This window comes from Thermosynechococcus sp. HY213 (assembly GCF_031460975.1).
In the GTDB taxonomy this organism is placed as follows: domain Bacteria; phylum Cyanobacteriota; class Cyanobacteriia; order Thermosynechococcales; family Thermosynechococcaceae; genus Thermosynechococcus.
In genome coordinates this window covers 64,532-80,151 of record NZ_JAVKVB010000005.1, presented here as the reverse complement: position 1 = coordinate 80,151, position 15,620 = coordinate 64,532, and the positions used below count along the sequence as shown (strand labels likewise).

The 15,620-nt window shown below is 54.1% G+C and carries 14 protein-coding genes; 7 read left to right on the top strand and 7 right to left on the bottom strand.

The window, feature by feature from the left end:
• Positions 1 to 6 precede the first annotated feature (6 nt).
• The 3 genes from RHK62_RS02965 to RHK62_RS02955 form a co-directional block, all read right to left on the bottom strand.
• Positions 7 to 1,035 (bottom strand): long-chain acyl-[acyl-carrier-protein] reductase, encoded by a 1,029-nt coding sequence (locus RHK62_RS02965; protein WP_302677311.1) that lies wholly within the window; start codon positions 1,033 to 1,035, stop codon positions 7 to 9.
• Positions 1,036 to 1,079: 44 nt separating this feature from the next.
• On the bottom strand, positions 1,080 to 1,775 hold the full coding sequence (locus RHK62_RS02960) for an aldehyde oxygenase (deformylating) (RefSeq protein WP_149820418.1): 696 nt from the start codon (positions 1,773 to 1,775) through the stop codon (positions 1,080 to 1,082).
• A 147-nt stretch (positions 1,776 to 1,922) separates the two neighbouring features.
• The gene (locus tag RHK62_RS02955; RefSeq protein WP_310453251.1) at positions 1,923 to 2,369 is read right to left on the bottom strand and encodes a hypothetical protein; all 447 of its coding nucleotides are present in this window, start codon (positions 2,367 to 2,369) and stop codon (positions 1,923 to 1,925) included.
• Positions 2,370 to 2,695: 326 nt separating this feature from the next.
• Between RHK62_RS02955 and grpE the strand changes: the two genes are divergently transcribed.
• Both grpE and miaB read left to right on the top strand, forming a co-directional pair.
• Entirely contained in the window at positions 2,696 to 3,382 is a 687-nt protein-coding gene (gene grpE / locus RHK62_RS02950; protein WP_302677309.1) for a nucleotide exchange factor GrpE, read from the top strand.
• A gap of 15 nt (positions 3,383 to 3,397) precedes the next feature.
• Entirely contained in the window at positions 3,398 to 4,750 is a 1,353-nt protein-coding gene (gene miaB / locus RHK62_RS02945) for a tRNA (N6-isopentenyl adenosine(37)-C2)-methylthiotransferase MiaB (RefSeq protein ID WP_206200996.1), read from the top strand.
• Between the two features lie 11 nt (positions 4,751 to 4,761).
• On the opposite strand, the gene RHK62_RS02940 is transcribed toward miaB, so the two are convergent.
• Complete coding sequence (locus tag RHK62_RS02940) at positions 4,762 to 5,871, bottom strand: ATP-dependent 6-phosphofructokinase (RefSeq protein WP_302677308.1); 1,110 nt, start codon at positions 5,869 to 5,871, stop codon at positions 4,762 to 4,764.
• A gap of 192 nt (positions 5,872 to 6,063) precedes the next feature.
• Here RHK62_RS02940 and dnaG point away from each other — a divergent pair, with 192 nt between their 5' ends.
• Complete coding sequence (dnaG, locus tag RHK62_RS02935; protein ID WP_310453250.1) at positions 6,064 to 8,142, top strand: DNA primase; 2,079 nt, start codon at positions 6,064 to 6,066, stop codon at positions 8,140 to 8,142.
• Between the two features lie 98 nt (positions 8,143 to 8,240).
• On the opposite strand, the gene RHK62_RS02930 is transcribed toward dnaG, so the two are convergent.
• Entirely contained in the window at positions 8,241 to 8,918 is a 678-nt protein-coding gene (locus RHK62_RS02930) for a Crp/Fnr family transcriptional regulator (protein WP_206200993.1), read from the bottom strand.
• Positions 8,919 to 9,030: 112 nt separating this feature from the next.
• Here RHK62_RS02930 and RHK62_RS02925 point away from each other — a divergent pair, with 112 nt between their 5' ends.
• The 4 genes from RHK62_RS02925 to RHK62_RS02910 are packed head-to-tail and all read left to right on the top strand — an operon-like array spanning position 9,031 to position 13,367.
• Positions 9,031 to 11,322, top strand: a complete 2,292-nt coding sequence (locus RHK62_RS02925; protein ID WP_310453249.1) for a nitric-oxide reductase large subunit — start codon at positions 9,031 to 9,033, stop codon at positions 11,320 to 11,322.
• Positions 11,323 to 11,356: 34 nt separating this feature from the next.
• Complete coding sequence (gene ric / locus RHK62_RS02920) at positions 11,357 to 12,073, top strand: iron-sulfur cluster repair di-iron protein (protein ID WP_302678802.1); 717 nt, start codon at positions 11,357 to 11,359, stop codon at positions 12,071 to 12,073.
• Positions 12,073 to 12,519 carry a CopD family protein gene (locus tag RHK62_RS02915; RefSeq protein WP_302677304.1) on the top strand — a complete coding sequence of 149 codons (447 nt, stop codon included), beginning with the start codon at positions 12,073 to 12,075 and terminating at the stop codon, positions 12,517 to 12,519. Before ric ends, RHK62_RS02915 begins: the two co-directional genes overlap by 1 nt.
• Positions 12,520 to 12,533: 14 nt before the next feature.
• Positions 12,534 to 13,367 carry a YwiC-like family protein gene (locus tag RHK62_RS02910; protein ID WP_310453248.1) on the top strand — a complete coding sequence of 278 codons (834 nt, stop codon included), beginning with the start codon at positions 12,534 to 12,536 and terminating at the stop codon, positions 13,365 to 13,367.
• A gap of 118 nt (positions 13,368 to 13,485) precedes the next feature.
• Here RHK62_RS02910 and RHK62_RS02905 read toward each other — a convergent pair whose 3' ends face one another.
• Both RHK62_RS02905 and RHK62_RS02900 read right to left on the bottom strand, forming a co-directional pair.
• Complete coding sequence (locus RHK62_RS02905) at positions 13,486 to 14,298, bottom strand: ABC transporter ATP-binding protein (protein WP_225901634.1); 813 nt, start codon at positions 14,296 to 14,298, stop codon at positions 13,486 to 13,488.
• Positions 14,288 to 15,538, bottom strand: coding sequence for a branched-chain amino acid ABC transporter permease (locus RHK62_RS02900; RefSeq protein ID WP_302678800.1), 1,251 nt, complete (start codon positions 15,536 to 15,538; stop codon positions 14,288 to 14,290). Before RHK62_RS02900 ends, RHK62_RS02905 begins: the two co-directional genes overlap by 11 nt.
• Between the last annotated feature and the right edge of the window lie 82 nt (positions 15,539 to 15,620).

Here is a 15,620-nt window from a genome sequence, read left to right as displayed (position 1 = left end):
TTGGTTTTACTGAGGGTTCAACAGTAGGGGCTGAAATCCGTGTTTACGGGAGACCTCACCAATTTGCTGCATCTTTTCCACCGTGATTTGATTGCGCCCCCAAGAGAAATTGGTGTGCCAGCCCTCAAACTCCAAAAGCATGGCTTCCGCAAAACAGGCAAACATCTGCCGTGAGGGCACATCCATATTCACAATTTCCATAATTTTCCAGTCAATATCGAGGGCGTGCTCGACAATGCCACCATTGAGAACATGGATCTGCGGGTGCTGAATTTTAGTGCCCATATTTTTCGGGTAGCCGCCATCAATCATCAGCGAGGGGCGTTTTAACTGCTCAACGCTCAGCTCGACGCCCTTGGGCATACTGGCCACCCAAACCACAATATCGGCAAGGGGCAGGGCATCCATTAAGTCTAGAATTTTCCCCCGTCCCAATTCCGCCTGTAGATCTAGCAGGCGATCGCGATTTCGTGCCACCAGTAAGAGATCCTGCACATCCAAGCAGGTATTCAACCAACGGCAGACAGCACTGCCAATATCCCCAGTAGCCCCACAGACAGCCACAGTTGCCTGACGCAAATCAATCCCCACTTGGGGCGCCGCCTGCTCAATTTGTTGGCAGATGATATAGGCGGTGTGGGTATTCCCCGTGGTAAAGCGGCGAAAGTCTAGCTCGATATTGCGAACGTGGGACATTTTCTCCAGATCAAAGTTCTCAAAGATGATCGAGGAGAAGCCCCCCAGCGCCGTAATGTCAATATCATGCTTTTGGGCATGGGCCATGGCGTTAATGATTTTGCGAGTCGCCGCCTTCACCCGCTGGTTGGCCAGCATTTCCGGTAAGAAGCAGGACTCGACGTATTTGCCATAGATAGTTTTGCCCGTGACGCTTGTCACCGTAATCTCATCGACGATCTGCGGCGGTGCCATACACCAAAATTCCAAGCCTTGATCGGCGTATTCGGGATAGCCTAACTGGTGGGCAACGGCTTGGGCGTGCTCCAGATTCGTCAGATGACCAATTAATCCAAACATACAAGCGTGCGGTGACTAAAGTGTAACGATATGTTAAGCCACCCTTATGCCGCAGTTAGGCCATAAACCGACATCTTCATAATTTCGCGGGTGGTAAAGCCGATATTTTCTAGGGCACCACTGTACTGAATCATGAAGTCTTCCACAAGGGCGTCTTTTTCCATGCCAAGCACTTTGGCATCTGCTTCCACTTGGTTGAGCATTTTCCAGACCAAGGGCAGGTTGGCGCGATTGGCTTCTTCAACTTCCGCTTTGACGCTCTCAAAGTTTTCCTTTAACCAGATTTCGCCAAAGTTGAGGTGGCTGTACTCATCTTTGACCACACCCTCAGTAATTTTGCGGGCAAAGGGATCTGCCATCGGGATGTAGATGTTGTAGGCGGCGATCGCGAAGCACTCGATGATTAAAGCTTGAATCAGTAAGCAAGTCGCAATTTTCCCCTCTGCGAGTGCCGCTTGAAAGTTACCGTGCAGTTTTTCAAAGAAGGCCTTGGCAAATTCCATATCTGGGGTCACGCTCAGGTTGCGACCACAGGCCTCAAACCCCTTTCTGTGGCGGGCTTCCATCTTGGCAAGGCGGGTGAGTTCTTCTTGGTGCTCGGGCAGCAGCTTGGCTAGGTCAATGTAATTGTCGTGAGCTTCCTGTTCACCTTCAATGACAATGGCGTTGATGCGGCTGTAGGCATCCTTGTAGCGATCGCTATGGTAGTCCAACTCAGGGGTAGCGGTAGCCGTTGTCATTGCAAACTCTCCTAAACACAAATTTATTAGAAGTTATGAGGTAGCAGGGCTTCCGTTATCATAGCGCAGCAGCGATCCCCTGACGAGGGGCAGCGTGCCAGAGATTTTCGAGTTCCTGAATAGGCGAATCTCTATGCACCGATAGCACTAGAAACTGCCCATATTGCTTGGGGGTGGCACTTCTGGCAACGGCTGAGGGGGAGGAGCGGCCGACTGAATAGGGCCATTGTAGTCAATGCGAATCATCGGATTGCTGGGGTCGGGGTTGACCGTGACAATACTTTCAATAGTTGGTGGTTCCGCAGGTGCCCCCCCTAGAAAGCGAAAGGTAAACGTACCATCACCATTGTCCACGTAGGGGGATTGACTCGCAGGCCCAAACATGGATGCTTCAGCGCGGTAGCGACTCAACCCGCCATTCGCCCGCTCTGCTGCCTGTCGTGCCCAATTCCGTGCCCGCTGGAGGACTGGATTATCTACCCCAAAGGGATTAAAGTTTTCCCGTGGTGGTGGCTCTGTCTGTGCCAGCACTGGACTGATACCTGTCAACGCGCACGCTAGAATCAGGCTGAATGTCATGGGGTGAAAGGACATCAACGCAAACTCCCACTCCTAAACTTTGCTTTGGCAGTCATGCCCTTAAGTGACGAGCAACTGAATCTTTCAGTTCCAAACCCAATATGAACCTTGTCCTAAAATAGGGGATCCATAAAGGGGAGGCAATCCTCTTCCATAGTGCCCCTCTGGTTTTTGGCTGCGTGCCAGCCTTGGGAAAAGAGCCGTAGTAGAGAAGTCCGTAATAGACGGATGCCTCGCCCCTATTGATACAATGGGTAAAGTGATAGGCTAAAACGATTGCACGAGTTAAACGCACTGCGGTGCGCAATCCACAGTCTAGAGGGCATAACCTGAGTCAACCTATGAGTGATGAAACCCTAACCAACCCCGCTGCTGAAGCCCAAGAAGGCGAAATTACCCCCGATGTCGTTGAGAATCATGCAGAGGCCACCACGAGCGAAGAGGGTCAAGCATCTGAGGCGACCTCTACGGATACTCCTGCGGATGCAGCGGACTTGCTAGAGAAAATTGCTGCCCTTGAAGCTGCCAAGGCTAGTCTTTCGCAGGTGGTGGAGGAGCGCAATAGCCAATATATGCGCCTTGCCGCTGACTTTGAAAACTTCCGCAAACGCACCCAGCGAGAAAAAGAGGAACTAGAGCTACAGATTAAGTGCAGCGTCATTGCTGATTTACTGCCGGTGGTGGATAGCTTTGAGCTAGCCCGCACCCACATTCAAACCGAAACAGAGGCGGAAGAAAAAATTCACCGCAGCTATCAGGGGGTTTACAAGCAACTGGTGGAATGCCTCAAGCGCATTGGTGTTTCGGCGATGCAGGCCAGAGGCAAGCCCTTTGATCCCAATCTCCATGAGGCTGTGCTGCGGGAAGCAACGAATGAGCACCCTGAAGGCACGGTGATTGAAGAACTCAAGCGGGGGTATATGCTGGGCGATCGCGTGTTGCGCCATGCCATGGTCAAAGTGGCCGCTCCTCCTGAAGAGGGTAGTGCCAGTGACACGAATCCCACCAATGATGTGACGGACGTATAGGGGCACTTCAAGGGAATGCCACGCCGCTACTACATCACCACCTTTGGCTGCCAAATGAACAAGGCCGACTCCGAGCGCATGGCCGGGGTCTTAGAAGCAATGGGCTTAGAACCGGTGGCCGAGCCGGATGAGGCCGATGTCTTGCTCTACAACACCTGCACGATTCGCGACAACGCCGAGCAGAAACTCTATTCTTACCTAGGGCGGCAAGCCAAGCGCAAACATCAAGACCCCAACCTAACGCTGATTGTGGCCGGTTGTGTGGCTCAACAGGAGGGGGAACAATTGCTGCGGCGAGTGCCTGAAGTGGATCTGGTGATGGGGCCGCAGTATGCCAATCGCCTTGGCGAGCTGCTGGAGCAGGTGTGGAATGGCAGCCAAGTGGTGGCAACGGAGCCACTGCACATTGTTGAGGACATTACCAAACCCCGCCGCGATAGTACGGTCACTGCTTGGGTCAATGTGATCTATGGCTGTAATGAACGCTGCACCTACTGTGTGGTGCCGGGGGTACGGGGGCAAGAGCAATCCCGCCGCCCCGAGGCAATCCGCGCCGAAATTGAGGAACTGGCGGCTCAAGGCTACAAGGAAGTGACGCTCCTTGGGCAAAACATTGATGCCTACGGTCGCGATTTGCCGGGAATTACCCCAGAGGGGCGACGACAGCACACGTTTACGGATCTGCTCTATTACATCCACGATGTGGCCGGCATTGAGCGGATTCGCTTTGCCACCAGCCATCCCCGTTATTTTACAGAACGCTTGATTCGAGCCTGTGCCGAACTGCCCAAGGTGTGTAAGCATTTCCACATTCCCTTTCAGTCGGGAGATAATGAGATTCTTAGGGCAATGGCACGGGGCTATACTCGCGAGCGTTACCTACAAATCATTGAAACGATTCGCCGCTATATGCCAGATGCCGCCATTAGTGCCGATGCCATTGTCGGCTTTCCCGGCGAAACAGAAGCCCAATTCCAACGCACCCTAGATCTGGTGGCGGAGGTGGGCTTTGACCAACTGAATACGGCAGCCTATTCACCGCGCCCGAATACGCCAGCGGCCACCTGGGACAATCAAGTACCGGAAGAGATTAAAGAAGATCGTCTGCAACGGCTGAATCATTTAGTGGCCACGATCGCCAGCGATCGCTCCCAACGCTATCTTGGACGGGAAGAGGTGGTGCTGGTGGAGGGGGTCAATCCCAAGGATCCGCAACAAGTCTATGGCCGCACGGATGGCAACCGCCTGACCTACTTACCCGGTGAGATTGAGACCCTACGGGGACAACTGGTGCGGGTTCGCATTACCGAGGCGCGAGCCTTTAGCCTCAGTGGCGTGCCTCTTACAGCTCATTCCTTGGTTGGCTGATTCCGTGGGGTCTAGATCGCACAAATCACTTCATCGCGGCAAAGAGTGGGATCAACATAGGGCAGCATCGGCTGATCCCCGACATAAATGCCCAGCCCTTGAGCCGTGCGAATTAAAAAGCTATTGGGATCTACATGGCGTGGGCATTGAGCCACCACATCGGCAATGGGAACAGTGACCACCTGTCCTGCCTGCCAAGCTACCATGCGATCAAATGTCCCTTGAGCGGCTAAATCCACAGCGGTATGACCCATGCCCGCTGCCAACAGCCGATCTATGGCCATGGGGGCACCGCCCCGTTGAATGTGACCTAGGACTGAAACCCGCAGCTCAATGGGGATGGGACTGTGCTGGGCAATTTTATCGGCAATGTACTGACCAATACTGCAATGGCGGCGCTGGTGGGCGTCCTGCTCCAGTTCTTTGACACCCTCGGCAACGACGATGAGGGCAAACTTACGTCCCCAGCGATCGCGCAACTTTTGCAGATGCTGGCAAATGCCTTCAATGGAGTAAGGAATTTCTGGGATGAGGATCATATCGGCACCCCCAGCAATCCCCGAATACAGAGCCAAGTGACCGGCAGTGCGCCCCATCACTTCCACCACAAAGACGCGATCATGGCTAGCGGCGGTGGAGGTAATCCGACTCAGGGCTTCCACCACAATGTTGACGGCGGTATCAAAGCCAATGGCGCGATCCGTAAGAGCAACGTCATTATCAATGGTTTTCGGAATGGCAAGGAAATTCCAGTTTCCCTTTTGCGCCAGTTGATGCAAAATCTTCAAGCTGCCATCGCCACAAATGGCAATAAGAGCATCCAAGCCCAATTCATAGTACCCAGCAATGACTTCATCGGCATGGCCAAGGGTATCGCCCTTATTAATTGCTCCGAGAATGGTTCCCCCCATGTTGAGCAGTACATCCATTCCCCCGAGACCCTCGGCATTGAGGGGGATCGCCTTCCGCTCAATTAACCCCTGAGTGGCGTGGAGAATGCCAAGCACCTCCCAACCGTAACTTAAGGTAGCATGGGCAACAATAGCACGGATGGCCGTATTTAGACCCGGGCAATCTCCGCCACTCGTAAACACACCAAGTCGTTTGCGGCTGGTACTCATGAATCCTTGCTCCCTATGTGAACGGTTATGGCCTCAAAGCCTGCCTCTGCGCCTAACAACGACACCGTCAACATCCTAGCGAAGGTCAATCGCCCTTGACTGCTTGAGTTAAGAGCTTGCAACATCCTTAGGAATCGTTAAATTTTGCAGCGGGGAATCTCTGATTAGGGGGATCGCTTAGACTAGTGATCTATGGAAATTCCTCGCCTACACCCCGATACGATTGAGGCGGTGCGCCAAGCGGTCAACATTGTCGATGTGGTGGCCGAGCACGTTGTCCTACGCAAGCGTGGGCAAGAATACGTGGGTTGTTGTCCTTTTCATGAGGAAAAAACCCCCAGTTTTACGGTGAGTCCCCTGAAGGGCTTTTATTACTGTTTTGGCTGTGGGGCGGGCGGCAATGCCATTAAGTTCCTGATGGAACTGCAAAAACGCTCCTTTGCCGAGGTGGTACTCGACCTTGCCCAACGCCATCAGATTCCAGTGCGCACCCTCGATAGTGAGCAAAAACAGGCCCTACAAGCGCGGCTCTCCCTTCAAGAGCAACTCTACGAGATTCTGGCGATCGCCACTAGTTTCTATGAACATGCCCTGCGGCAACCCATTGGCCAAGCCGCCCAAGACTATTTGCAGCGGCAACGCCATCTGCGAGAGGAGACGATTCAGCAATTTCGCTTGGGCTATGCCCCTGCGGGTTGGCAAGTGCTCTACACCTACCTTGTGGAGCAAAAAGGGTATCCCCCTCAGCTGGTAGAACAGGCCGGTTTGATTATGCCTCGGCGGACAGGGGACGGCTACTATGACCGCTTTCGCGATCGCCTGATGATCCCGATTATGGATGCCCAAGGACGGGTGGTGGGGTTTGGCGGTCGCACCCTCAGCAACGAAGAGCCAAAGTATCTCAACTCTCCAGAAACCCCGATTTTTAACAAGGGGCAGTTGCTCTTTGGGCTGGATAAGGCGCGGCAGGCGATCGCCCGCCAAGATCAAGCAATTGTTGTCGAGGGTTACTTTGACGTGATGGCGCTGCACCAAGCGGGGTTTTCCCAAGCGGTGGCCAGTCTAGGAACGGCCCTCAGCCAAGCTCAAATTAAATTACTGCTGCGCTACACCGAGTCGAAGCAAATTATTCTCAACTTTGATGCCGACCCAGCGGGAGAACGGGCGGCCGATCGCGCCATTGGTGAGGCTGCCGATTTGGCCTATCGGGGTGATCTGCAACTGCGAATTCTCACATTACCAGCGGGCAAAGATGCGGCTGACTTTTTCAGCGCGGGTGAAGCACAGCGGGAGCACTACCAAGCTCTCTTGGATCAAGCGCCCCTGTGGCTGGATTGGCAAATGCAAACCATTGTGCAGCAGTACGATCTCAAGCAAAGTGATCAATTTCAGCAGGCGAGCCAAGCCCTGAGCCAACTGTTGGGAAAACTGCCCAATGCCACACTGCGCAGCCACTACATTCACCACTGTGCTGAGCTATTGGGAGGCCATGATAGTCGCTTCGTTCTCCGTTTAGAAGAATCCCTGCGGCAACAGGTGCGGGGTCAACGTTGGCAGGGGCGATCGCAAAAATGGCAACGTCCGGCGGACTATAACCTCCGTCAAGCGGCGGAAGAACAACTGCTGCGCCTCTACCTCCACTGCGGCGACTATCGTCCCCTGATTCGCCAAGCCCTGCAAGCGCGGGACATTGAATTTAGCCTCTCCCACCATCGTTGGCTGTGGCGGCAGATCTTGGCCATTGAAGAAGCGTACTGTGCCGGTCTGCCAGCGCCCGATGATCCCTATACCACTGAGTGGCCCCTTCATTCGCCCACGGAAACAGAAACCCAACTCACGGATTTAGATTTGGTCACGCACCTTTTTGATCGCCTCGATGAGGCAGAGGAGGCCGCCCTCATTACTCCACTACTCCATTTGGATGAAACGACTACCGTGAGTCTGGATCGTCCTGAACTCGTGATCCAAGCAGCGGCAGCAGCCCTTGAGCGCATTGCTGTTGAAAAGCGATGTCGCTATATTCTCCGGACTTGGCAGGAAACTGTCGCGCTGATTTTAAGTGAATCCCTTGCCAGCGAAGCCCTGCGCCAGTATTTGGATCGCCTACTCACCGACAACGAACCTGCGATTGAGGACATCCCCGGTGTGGCGCCAGAGCGACTGCAAGTGCTTGCCCAACTGCGCCGTGACTACTACCAGCATCGCCAATACCTGCAGCAATTGGATCAGCAGCGCTGTCCGCCGTTGGCCGCAATTCGCAGCTATACCTAGGTCTAGTTCTGGCGCTGTTCAATACTGAGCCCCTTCATCGCTCCCCAAAATTGTTTCTGAAGGTTTTGAGCCGGTTGAGCCTTGGGGAAAAAGCTCGACTATTCTTCACTCAATCTTTGTAGCCGCTGGCGATCGCAGATGGTAATCTCATTGCCCTCTACCTTCAGAATGCCTTGGGTATTCAGGTCGTAAAACGCCCGCGACAGCGTTGCAGGAATAGTGCCTAGCAAAGCGGCCAGCTCTGTTTTTTTCAAATCTAGGGTAATACTATCTGGGCGATCGCTAGTGGCCAATCGTTGCAACAAATAGGCTGCTAGGCGTTGGGGCACCTGTCTAAAGGAAAGGTCTTCTATAAGACTCACCAAATGACGCAGATGCCTAGCAAAGCTAGCTAGCAAACGAACACTTAGATCCGCATCTTGGTGGAGCAAATTCAAAAAAGCGAACCGCGGCAAAAAGATCAGTTCAACGTATTCAATTGCTTCTGCCGAGGCAGGATAGGGCTGGTTATCGAAGGCCACCACCTCCGCAAAGCTGTCGCCCGGTTCAAAGATATTCAGGATTTGCTCCTTCCCTGCCGCTGAGAGATTAAAGACCTTGACCCGCCCGGTTTTCACAACAAAAAACCCCGCAGCGGCATCGCCTTTTCTAAAAATGATTTGCTGCCGTTGCCAAGTCTGTAACTGCGAAATTGCAACCAACCGCCCTAGCTGGGGTGGCGAAAGCTCACTAAACATTGGTGACTGGCGCAGACATTCCTCAATACCCGCTTTCATGACCCACCGTAAAAGTTAAATATTTCTCAAGGTTCCTTTTGACCTAAGTCAAGGCGCTACCCCCCAAGCCGCAGCTACCTTAAGTCTCAATAGCTGCCGAGAGGAAGTGTCTATGGCAAACGTCCCCTTCAATATTACTCAAGCAGCTCACCTAGAGCGAGGGTGGCACTTGCGGCTACCCGCTTGGTTAGTGCTAGTCTGTGTCATTACCTTTAGTGTGCTGCTGACAGCAGGCGCCGTTATTTACCGGCATGCCCCGCCAATACCGACAACGATTGTCTCGCCCCAACAGGAGGTGCTTTTTAGCCGTGAGAACATACAGCGAGGTCAAGAACTGTATCTGGCACGGGGCGGCCAGCACATTGGCAGCATCTGGGGTCATGGCAGTTATCTGGCTCCAGACTGGACAGCGGATGTGCTGCACCGCTGGGGTCTAGCCACCGCTGGAATTCTCTACCGCGGCGATGCGAGCTTTAGCCAAGCAGATTGGGAGGCACTCTCTGCCTCTGAGCGGGCTCAACTACAGGTGCAAGTCCAAGAGCAATTTAAGCCCAACCGTTACAATCCTGAAACAGGAGTGCTGACGCTCACCCGTGCTCAAGCCCAAGGACTGCGCCACGTCTTTGAGCAGTACAAAACACTGCTATCCCAAGGTGCAGCGGCGCACTCTATTCCGCGCAACTGGTTTACTGATCCCGCGCAAATCCGCGATGTGACTGCTTTTTTTGCTTGGACCGCTTGGGCAGCAGTCGCCACTCGTCCTTTGGCGCCCTTTTCCTACACGGCGAATTTTCCCCATGATCCACTGGTGGGCAACCAACCCCCAGGGCAGTTTGTCATTTGGTCGATTGTCTCAGTCGTTGTGTTAATTGCTGCGATCGCCGGCTTTCTCGTTGTCTATCTGCTCCAAGGGGAGGATGCGGTTCAAGCGGTAACAGAGCGCCCCGCCATCCGCCTTGCCACCCCCAGCCAAAAAGTGACTACCCTTTTCTTTGGGGTGGCCATGGGTCTGTTTCTCCTGCAGATCCTCATGGGCATGGTCACTGCCCACTATGCCGTGGAAGGAGATGGATTTTATGGTGTGCCAATTCAGCAGTATCTCCCCTACGCTGCCTCACGGACATGGCACGTGCAACTGGCGGTCTTTTGGATTGCCACCTGCTGGCTGGCGGCCGGTCTATACTTTGGCCCTCGCTTTGCGCGCCATGAACCGAAGTTTCAGGCTTGGGGAAACATGGGGCTTCTGATTGCCCTCACCGTAGTGGTTCTTGGTTCCCTTGGGGGAGCTTGGGCAGCCGTTCAGGGCTATCTGGGTGCCCGGAGTTTTTGGCTGGGCCATCAGGGCTATGAGTATGTGGAGCTAGGGCGACTTTGGCAACTCTTGCTGATTGGTGGCATGGTATTTTGGTTATGGTTGATGTTTCGGGCGCTGCGACCTGCCCTTCAGGCAGAAGGGAGCAAGACAGGCCTCAACCACTTTTTCCTTTACAGCGCCATTACCATTCCCCTCTTTTATGGGGCAGGGCTGATGTACACCAACCATACCCCTCTCAGTGTGGCTGAGTATTGGCGCTGGTGGGTGGTTCATCTGTGGGTAGAGGGCTTCTTTGAGGTCTTTGCCACGGTGGCGATCGCCTACTTGTGCAGTGAACTGGGATTCCTAAGGCGCTCCGCAGCTCTGCGGGCCACTTACTTGACCACCATTCTCTACCTCGGCAGTGGTGTCATTGGCACACTCCATCACCTCTATTTTGCGGGTACACCGGTTCTGATCACTGCTTTGGGCGCTGTGGCCTCAGCGTTGGAAGTGGTTCCCTTGACCCTGATTGGGTTTGAGGTTCTGAAGTCGCTGCAGCTTTCCCAAGAAGCCCAAGGGTTCTATCGGCTACCCCTGCGATTTTTCATTGCTACCTGCTTTTGGAATTTGCTGGGGGCAGGGGTTTTTGGTTTTCTAATCAATCCACCGATAGTTCTCTACTATTCCCAAGGACTGAATACGACGCCAATTCATGCCCATGCCGCCCTCTACGGCGTATACGGCTCGCTGGCGATCGCCTTAATGCTCTTTGTTCTGCGGGAAATCACCCCGGAAACTGCTTGGGATGAAAAGACCTTCAACTGGGCATTTTGGTGGCTCAACGGTGGCTTGGTGGGCATGCTGGTGCTCGGTCTGATTCCCAATGGCTTCTATCAGCTGGTGCAATCCATTAACCACGGTACTTGGTATGCCCGCAGTGGAGCCGTCATTCACTCCCCCTGGATGGAATGGACCGTCTGGCTGCGGATTCCTGGGGATGTCATCTTTGCCGTTGGTGCCGGACTGCTCATCTATGGCGTAGGACGCGCCCTCTGGGGGATTTGGCGGCAGCCCAGTGTTGCGGTCTCCCTCGACCTTACCCCCTAGATTCTCTCTCCACCTTGCATTTGGAGGCCTGACCATGACATCTTTACAACTGACGGATACGGTGGGTGCCCTTGTGCGGGATTACCCTTCCTTAGCGGCCTTGTTTGAGACGGCAGAGATTGATTACTGCTGTGGTGGTCGGCAAACCCTTGCTGAAGCCTGTGCCCAGCGGGGCATCGATGCCCAAACCTTCCTTAAGGAGCTAGAAGCTGCCATAGAAACTGCTCCTGAGCCGGCGATCGCTGACCTTTCACTGACCGCCCTCGTTGACCACATTGAAACAGTGCACCATGCCTACTTGCAGCGGGAACTCCCCCGCCTCGAGGCGCAGGCGGAGAAGGTGGCGGCCGTTCACGGCTCGCGGGATGCCCGTCTCCAGCAACTGCACGCAACCGTCGTGGCCTTGGCCGCAGAGCTAAAAACCCACCTCCAAAAAGAGGAGCAAGTTCTGTTCCCCAGGCTGCGGCAGTTGGAGAAAAACTATGATCAGGCAGTCAATGTCTTGATCCCAGCTGCGATTGATTGTATGCAACGGGAGCATGCAGAGACGGGCGTAGCCCTCACCCAGTTGCGGCGCCTGAGCGATGGTTTTACGCCGCCTGAGTGGGCCTGCAATACGTACCGCGTGCTTTTGGCAGGGCTGTTGAGCCTTGAGAAAGACTTGCACCAGCATATCCACAAGGAAAACAATCTCCTGTTTCCCAAGGCGATCGCCCTCCTTGAAGCCAAGCGTCTAGCCTGTGCGTCGTGATGTTATTCAAACTCCTGGTGATTCTCCATACCCTCGGCGCAACTGTATGGGTGGGCGGGCACCTTATTCTTGCCCTAACCGTTCTGCCCAAGGCCCTCAGGCAGCAGGATGCAACGCCCATCCAGCAGTTTGAGCAGCCTTTTGAAAGGTTGGGTCTGGGGGCATTATTGCTGCAGGTGCTGACGGGTATTGCCCTAACCCTCATTTATTTTCCCGGCGGGGTGGGATTTTGGCCACCGCAGTCTGTGGTCTCCCAATATGTTCTCGTGAAGTTGGGACTGTTGCTGGCAACCCTTGCCCTCGCTGTACAGGCTCGGTGGTTCATTTTGCCCAAGCTGACAGCAGAAACACTGCCCCGGCTGGGGTTTCACATTATGGGGGTCACAGTTCTGGCTGTTCTGTTGACTATTTTTGGTGTTGGTATTCGTCTAGGGGGATTGGTTTAGTGGAGGATGCAATCATGACCATTTCAGAGCCATCAGCGGTTACGGAAACTGCATCAGCAGCAAGGAGGGGAACACCTTGGTACGTGCCCACCTTCTCCCCAGAACATGGGGTTTATGTGATGTTGATTGTGGCGTTTCTCACAGGGGCAGCAGCAGCGCAGCACTGGAGTTGCAGAACCACGCTGGCTCTGGTGACTGCCTTTAGTGCCTTTCAGGCGGAGCATCCCTTAACACTACAAATCAAGCAGCGGCGAAGTTGGAAACCCCGTTGCCTGGTGTGGGGAGGCGTCTACAGTGCCCTTGCCCTTGGCCTTGCTTTTTATCTTTACCTTGAGGTGCCACGGTTACTTTGGATTTACCTAGGGGCGATCGCCATTTTTGCGATTGATAGTATTGCCGTAGTTTATCGTCAACGCAAAGCCATCTGGAACGAGTTACTCACCTTTGCAGGGGTCTGCTTGGTGGCTCCCCTAACGGAGATGGCCACCACTGAAGAGGTCTCTTTCCTGTCTGTTGGATTATGGCTGTTGAATACCCTTTTCTTTGGCAGTGCGATTTTTGCTGTGAAGCTGCGTAAGCACAAAACCGCCTTTTGGCTCCCTGGTTTGATTTATCACAGTGTTGCCGCTCTCCTCATTGGTCTTTTGTGGTGGCTAGGGTGGTTGCCCCCCTTGGCAGCGGCGGCCTTTGCCATTGCACTGCTCAAGTTTGGCCTCATTGTTTGGCAAGCCAACTGGTACAGAAACACAGCCATAAAAAACGTTGCTTTGCTGGAAACAGGCTCAGCATTTTTATTTCTCAGCCTGATCCTTGCGGCGCTGTTGCCTGCCCATTTGCCTCGACCTTAGCTTTTTTAGCGGTTTTGGCTCAATGCGCCGCCCTTCAGGAGGGGGAGGATTCAAAGCTGTGGAGAGCCTCAGGGGTGCCAACGATCCCCAAGGCTTTAGCCCTTAATGGGAGTAGGAACTACTGTCCGAGGTAAGCGGTCAGAACCTCAGGATTGGTTTGAATCTCAGTGGGGGAACCATCAGCCAGATTTTTCCCCTCTGCTAAGACCCAGATGTGCTGACACAGGGACATGACCACGTCCATATTGTGTTCAATAATCAAAAATGTCACGCCCTGTTGGTTCCACCGCACAATGTGCTCGCAAATTTGATGGATCAAGGTGGGGTTAACACCTGCTGCTGGCTCATCGAGGAGCACCATGCGGGGATGGTGCATCATCACCCGTGCCATTTCTAAAAGTTTGCGTTGCCCTCCCGACAAGGCGCCAGCGTAGTCATGGGCCTTAGCGGTTAACCCCACAGACTCCAAAATCTCCCACGCCCGTTGCCGCAGCTTTTGTTCCTCTTGACGAATGCGCAGCGGTTGTAGCCAACTATTCCAGAATTTCTCCCCTGTTTGCAGCGGCGCAGCCAAGAGCATATTTTCGAGAACCGAGAGGCGCGAGAGCACACGGGGCACTTGGAATGTTCGCAGGAGTCCTTGGAGAGCAACTTGGTGGGCGGGCAAATGGCTAATCGGGACGCCGTCAAAGATCACGCGGCCTTGATCGGGGATGAGGAAGTTGCACAACAGGTTGAATAGGGTGGTTTTGCCCGCACCATTGGGGCCAATGAGACCGGTGATGCTGCCGCGGGCAACCCGAATTTCCACATGATCGACAGCGCGAATACCACCAAAACTTTTGCACAGCCCCGTGGCCACTAGGAGATCCGAAGGCAAGACTTGACTGATACCGCTAGAGACGGGCGCAAGAGAAGATTCATCGACCAAGGCTGAGTTCCTCCTTTTTGCCCAAAATACCTTGGGGTCGCCACATCATCAAGATAATGAGGACAAGGCCAATGAGCATCATCCGCAAGGCCTCTAGGCGACCGCCATCAAGGGGAATAAAGCGGGTCAGGGCAGTGTAGGCCCAAAAGAGAGCAGCGCCGAGGAGGGTACCCATGTTATTGCCTGCGCCCCCCAAAACCACAATGGTCCACGCCTGAAATGTAATCAGGGATACAAAGCCGTCGGGGTTAATAAAGGTCAGCTGCCACGCATAAAACGACCCGGCCACCGCCGCGATCGCCCCCCCCAGAAGAAAGGATTGCATTTTGTAGGCAAAGACATTTTTACCCAAGGCCTTGGCCACTTCTTCATCCTCACGGATGGCTTTGAGCACCCGTCCCCAAGGAGAACGGATCAAACGCTCCAACTGCCACATCACCAAAGCAAGCACCAATACCAGCAGCCACAACAACCCAGCGCGGTAGCTAAAGGCCCACAGACCAAGGGTCAGGGCTTTGACCACCAGACCCACCAAAGCAGCGGCCAAGGTATTCAGGGCAATGGGAACCACGGCTCGTTTTTCTGGATGGCAATAATAGCTCACAAGGGCGATCGCCCCACCCAGCGTCACCAGTGTCAACCCAAGAGGAAAAATGGCCATTCCCCGGCCTAAGCTTAAGGGGAGCAACGTGGCCCAAAGGCTGAGGGTACCGGCAATGAATAAAGCTGCATAGCTAGGCAGTAACCAGCGGGGGTGCGATCGCCCATACTGCCGCTGTAGCCATTGCCACCACTGCCCTGCAGCCGCCCCCACCACAACCCAAAAAAGAGCAATCATCCCCAGTTTGGTCGGCAGATTGGGATTGAACTGAGCAAGGGGCAGCGGAAACCCATACACCCCCCGACCGCCTCGGGTTAGCCAATCCTCATTGAGGGCAATCAAGCGGACAATTTCCGCCATGCCGATCGTCACAATCGCGAGGTAATCTTCCCGCAGCCGCAGCGTCGCAATCCCCATTAAAAAGCCCAGTCCCATCGCCAGCACCACGCCAGCAAGGACAGCAAAGAACATGGGGACGCCAGCAATCCCCAACAAAATCGTGGTGTAGGAACCAATGGCCAAAAAACCAACATGGCCAAAGTTAATTAGCCCCGTATAGCCCCAGTGCAAATTCAGCCCCAAGCTAAAAAGGGCAAAGGTGGCAGTGAAGATACCAAGGGAAATGAGATAGCCAACCATTTAGATCATCGAAGTTAAGGGCGAGACAGTTGCGCTGCGCTGTTGCGATCGCGCCAGTGGATGAAGGAATCAAAATGAATAT

What these genes read in the sequence shown, in the direction of transcription:
- RHK62_RS02965 (WP_302677311.1), bottom strand. Translation starts at nt 1,035, where the DNA reads ATGTTTGGATTAATTGGTCATCTGACGAATCTGGAGCACGCCCAAGCC.
- RHK62_RS02960 (WP_149820418.1), bottom strand. Translation starts at nt 1,775, where the DNA reads ATGACAACGGCTACCGCTACCCCTGAGTTGGACTACCATAGCGATCGC.
- RHK62_RS02955 (WP_310453251.1), bottom strand. Translation starts at nt 2,369, where the DNA reads ATGTCCTTTCACCCCATGACATTCAGCCTGATTCTAGCGTGCGCGTTG.
- grpE (WP_302677309.1), top strand. Translation starts at nt 2,696, where the DNA reads ATGAGTGATGAAACCCTAACCAACCCCGCTGCTGAAGCCCAAGAAGGC.
- miaB (WP_206200996.1), top strand. Translation starts at nt 3,398, where the DNA reads ATGCCACGCCGCTACTACATCACCACCTTTGGCTGCCAAATGAACAAG.
- RHK62_RS02940 (WP_302677308.1), bottom strand. Translation starts at nt 5,871, where the DNA reads ATGAGTACCAGCCGCAAACGACTTGGTGTGTTTACGAGTGGCGGAGAT.
- dnaG (WP_310453250.1), top strand. Translation starts at nt 6,064, where the DNA reads ATGGAAATTCCTCGCCTACACCCCGATACGATTGAGGCGGTGCGCCAA.
- RHK62_RS02930 (WP_206200993.1), bottom strand. Translation starts at nt 8,918, where the DNA reads ATGAAAGCGGGTATTGAGGAATGTCTGCGCCAGTCACCAATGTTTAGT.
- RHK62_RS02925 (WP_310453249.1), top strand. Translation starts at nt 9,031, where the DNA reads ATGGCAAACGTCCCCTTCAATATTACTCAAGCAGCTCACCTAGAGCGA.
- ric (WP_302678802.1), top strand. Translation starts at nt 11,357, where the DNA reads ATGACATCTTTACAACTGACGGATACGGTGGGTGCCCTTGTGCGGGAT.
- RHK62_RS02915 (WP_302677304.1), top strand. Translation starts at nt 12,073, where the DNA reads ATGTTATTCAAACTCCTGGTGATTCTCCATACCCTCGGCGCAACTGTA.
- RHK62_RS02910 (WP_310453248.1), top strand. Translation starts at nt 12,534, where the DNA reads ATGACCATTTCAGAGCCATCAGCGGTTACGGAAACTGCATCAGCAGCA.
- RHK62_RS02900 (WP_302678800.1), bottom strand. Translation starts at nt 15,538, where the DNA reads ATGGTTGGCTATCTCATTTCCCTTGGTATCTTCACTGCCACCTTTGCC.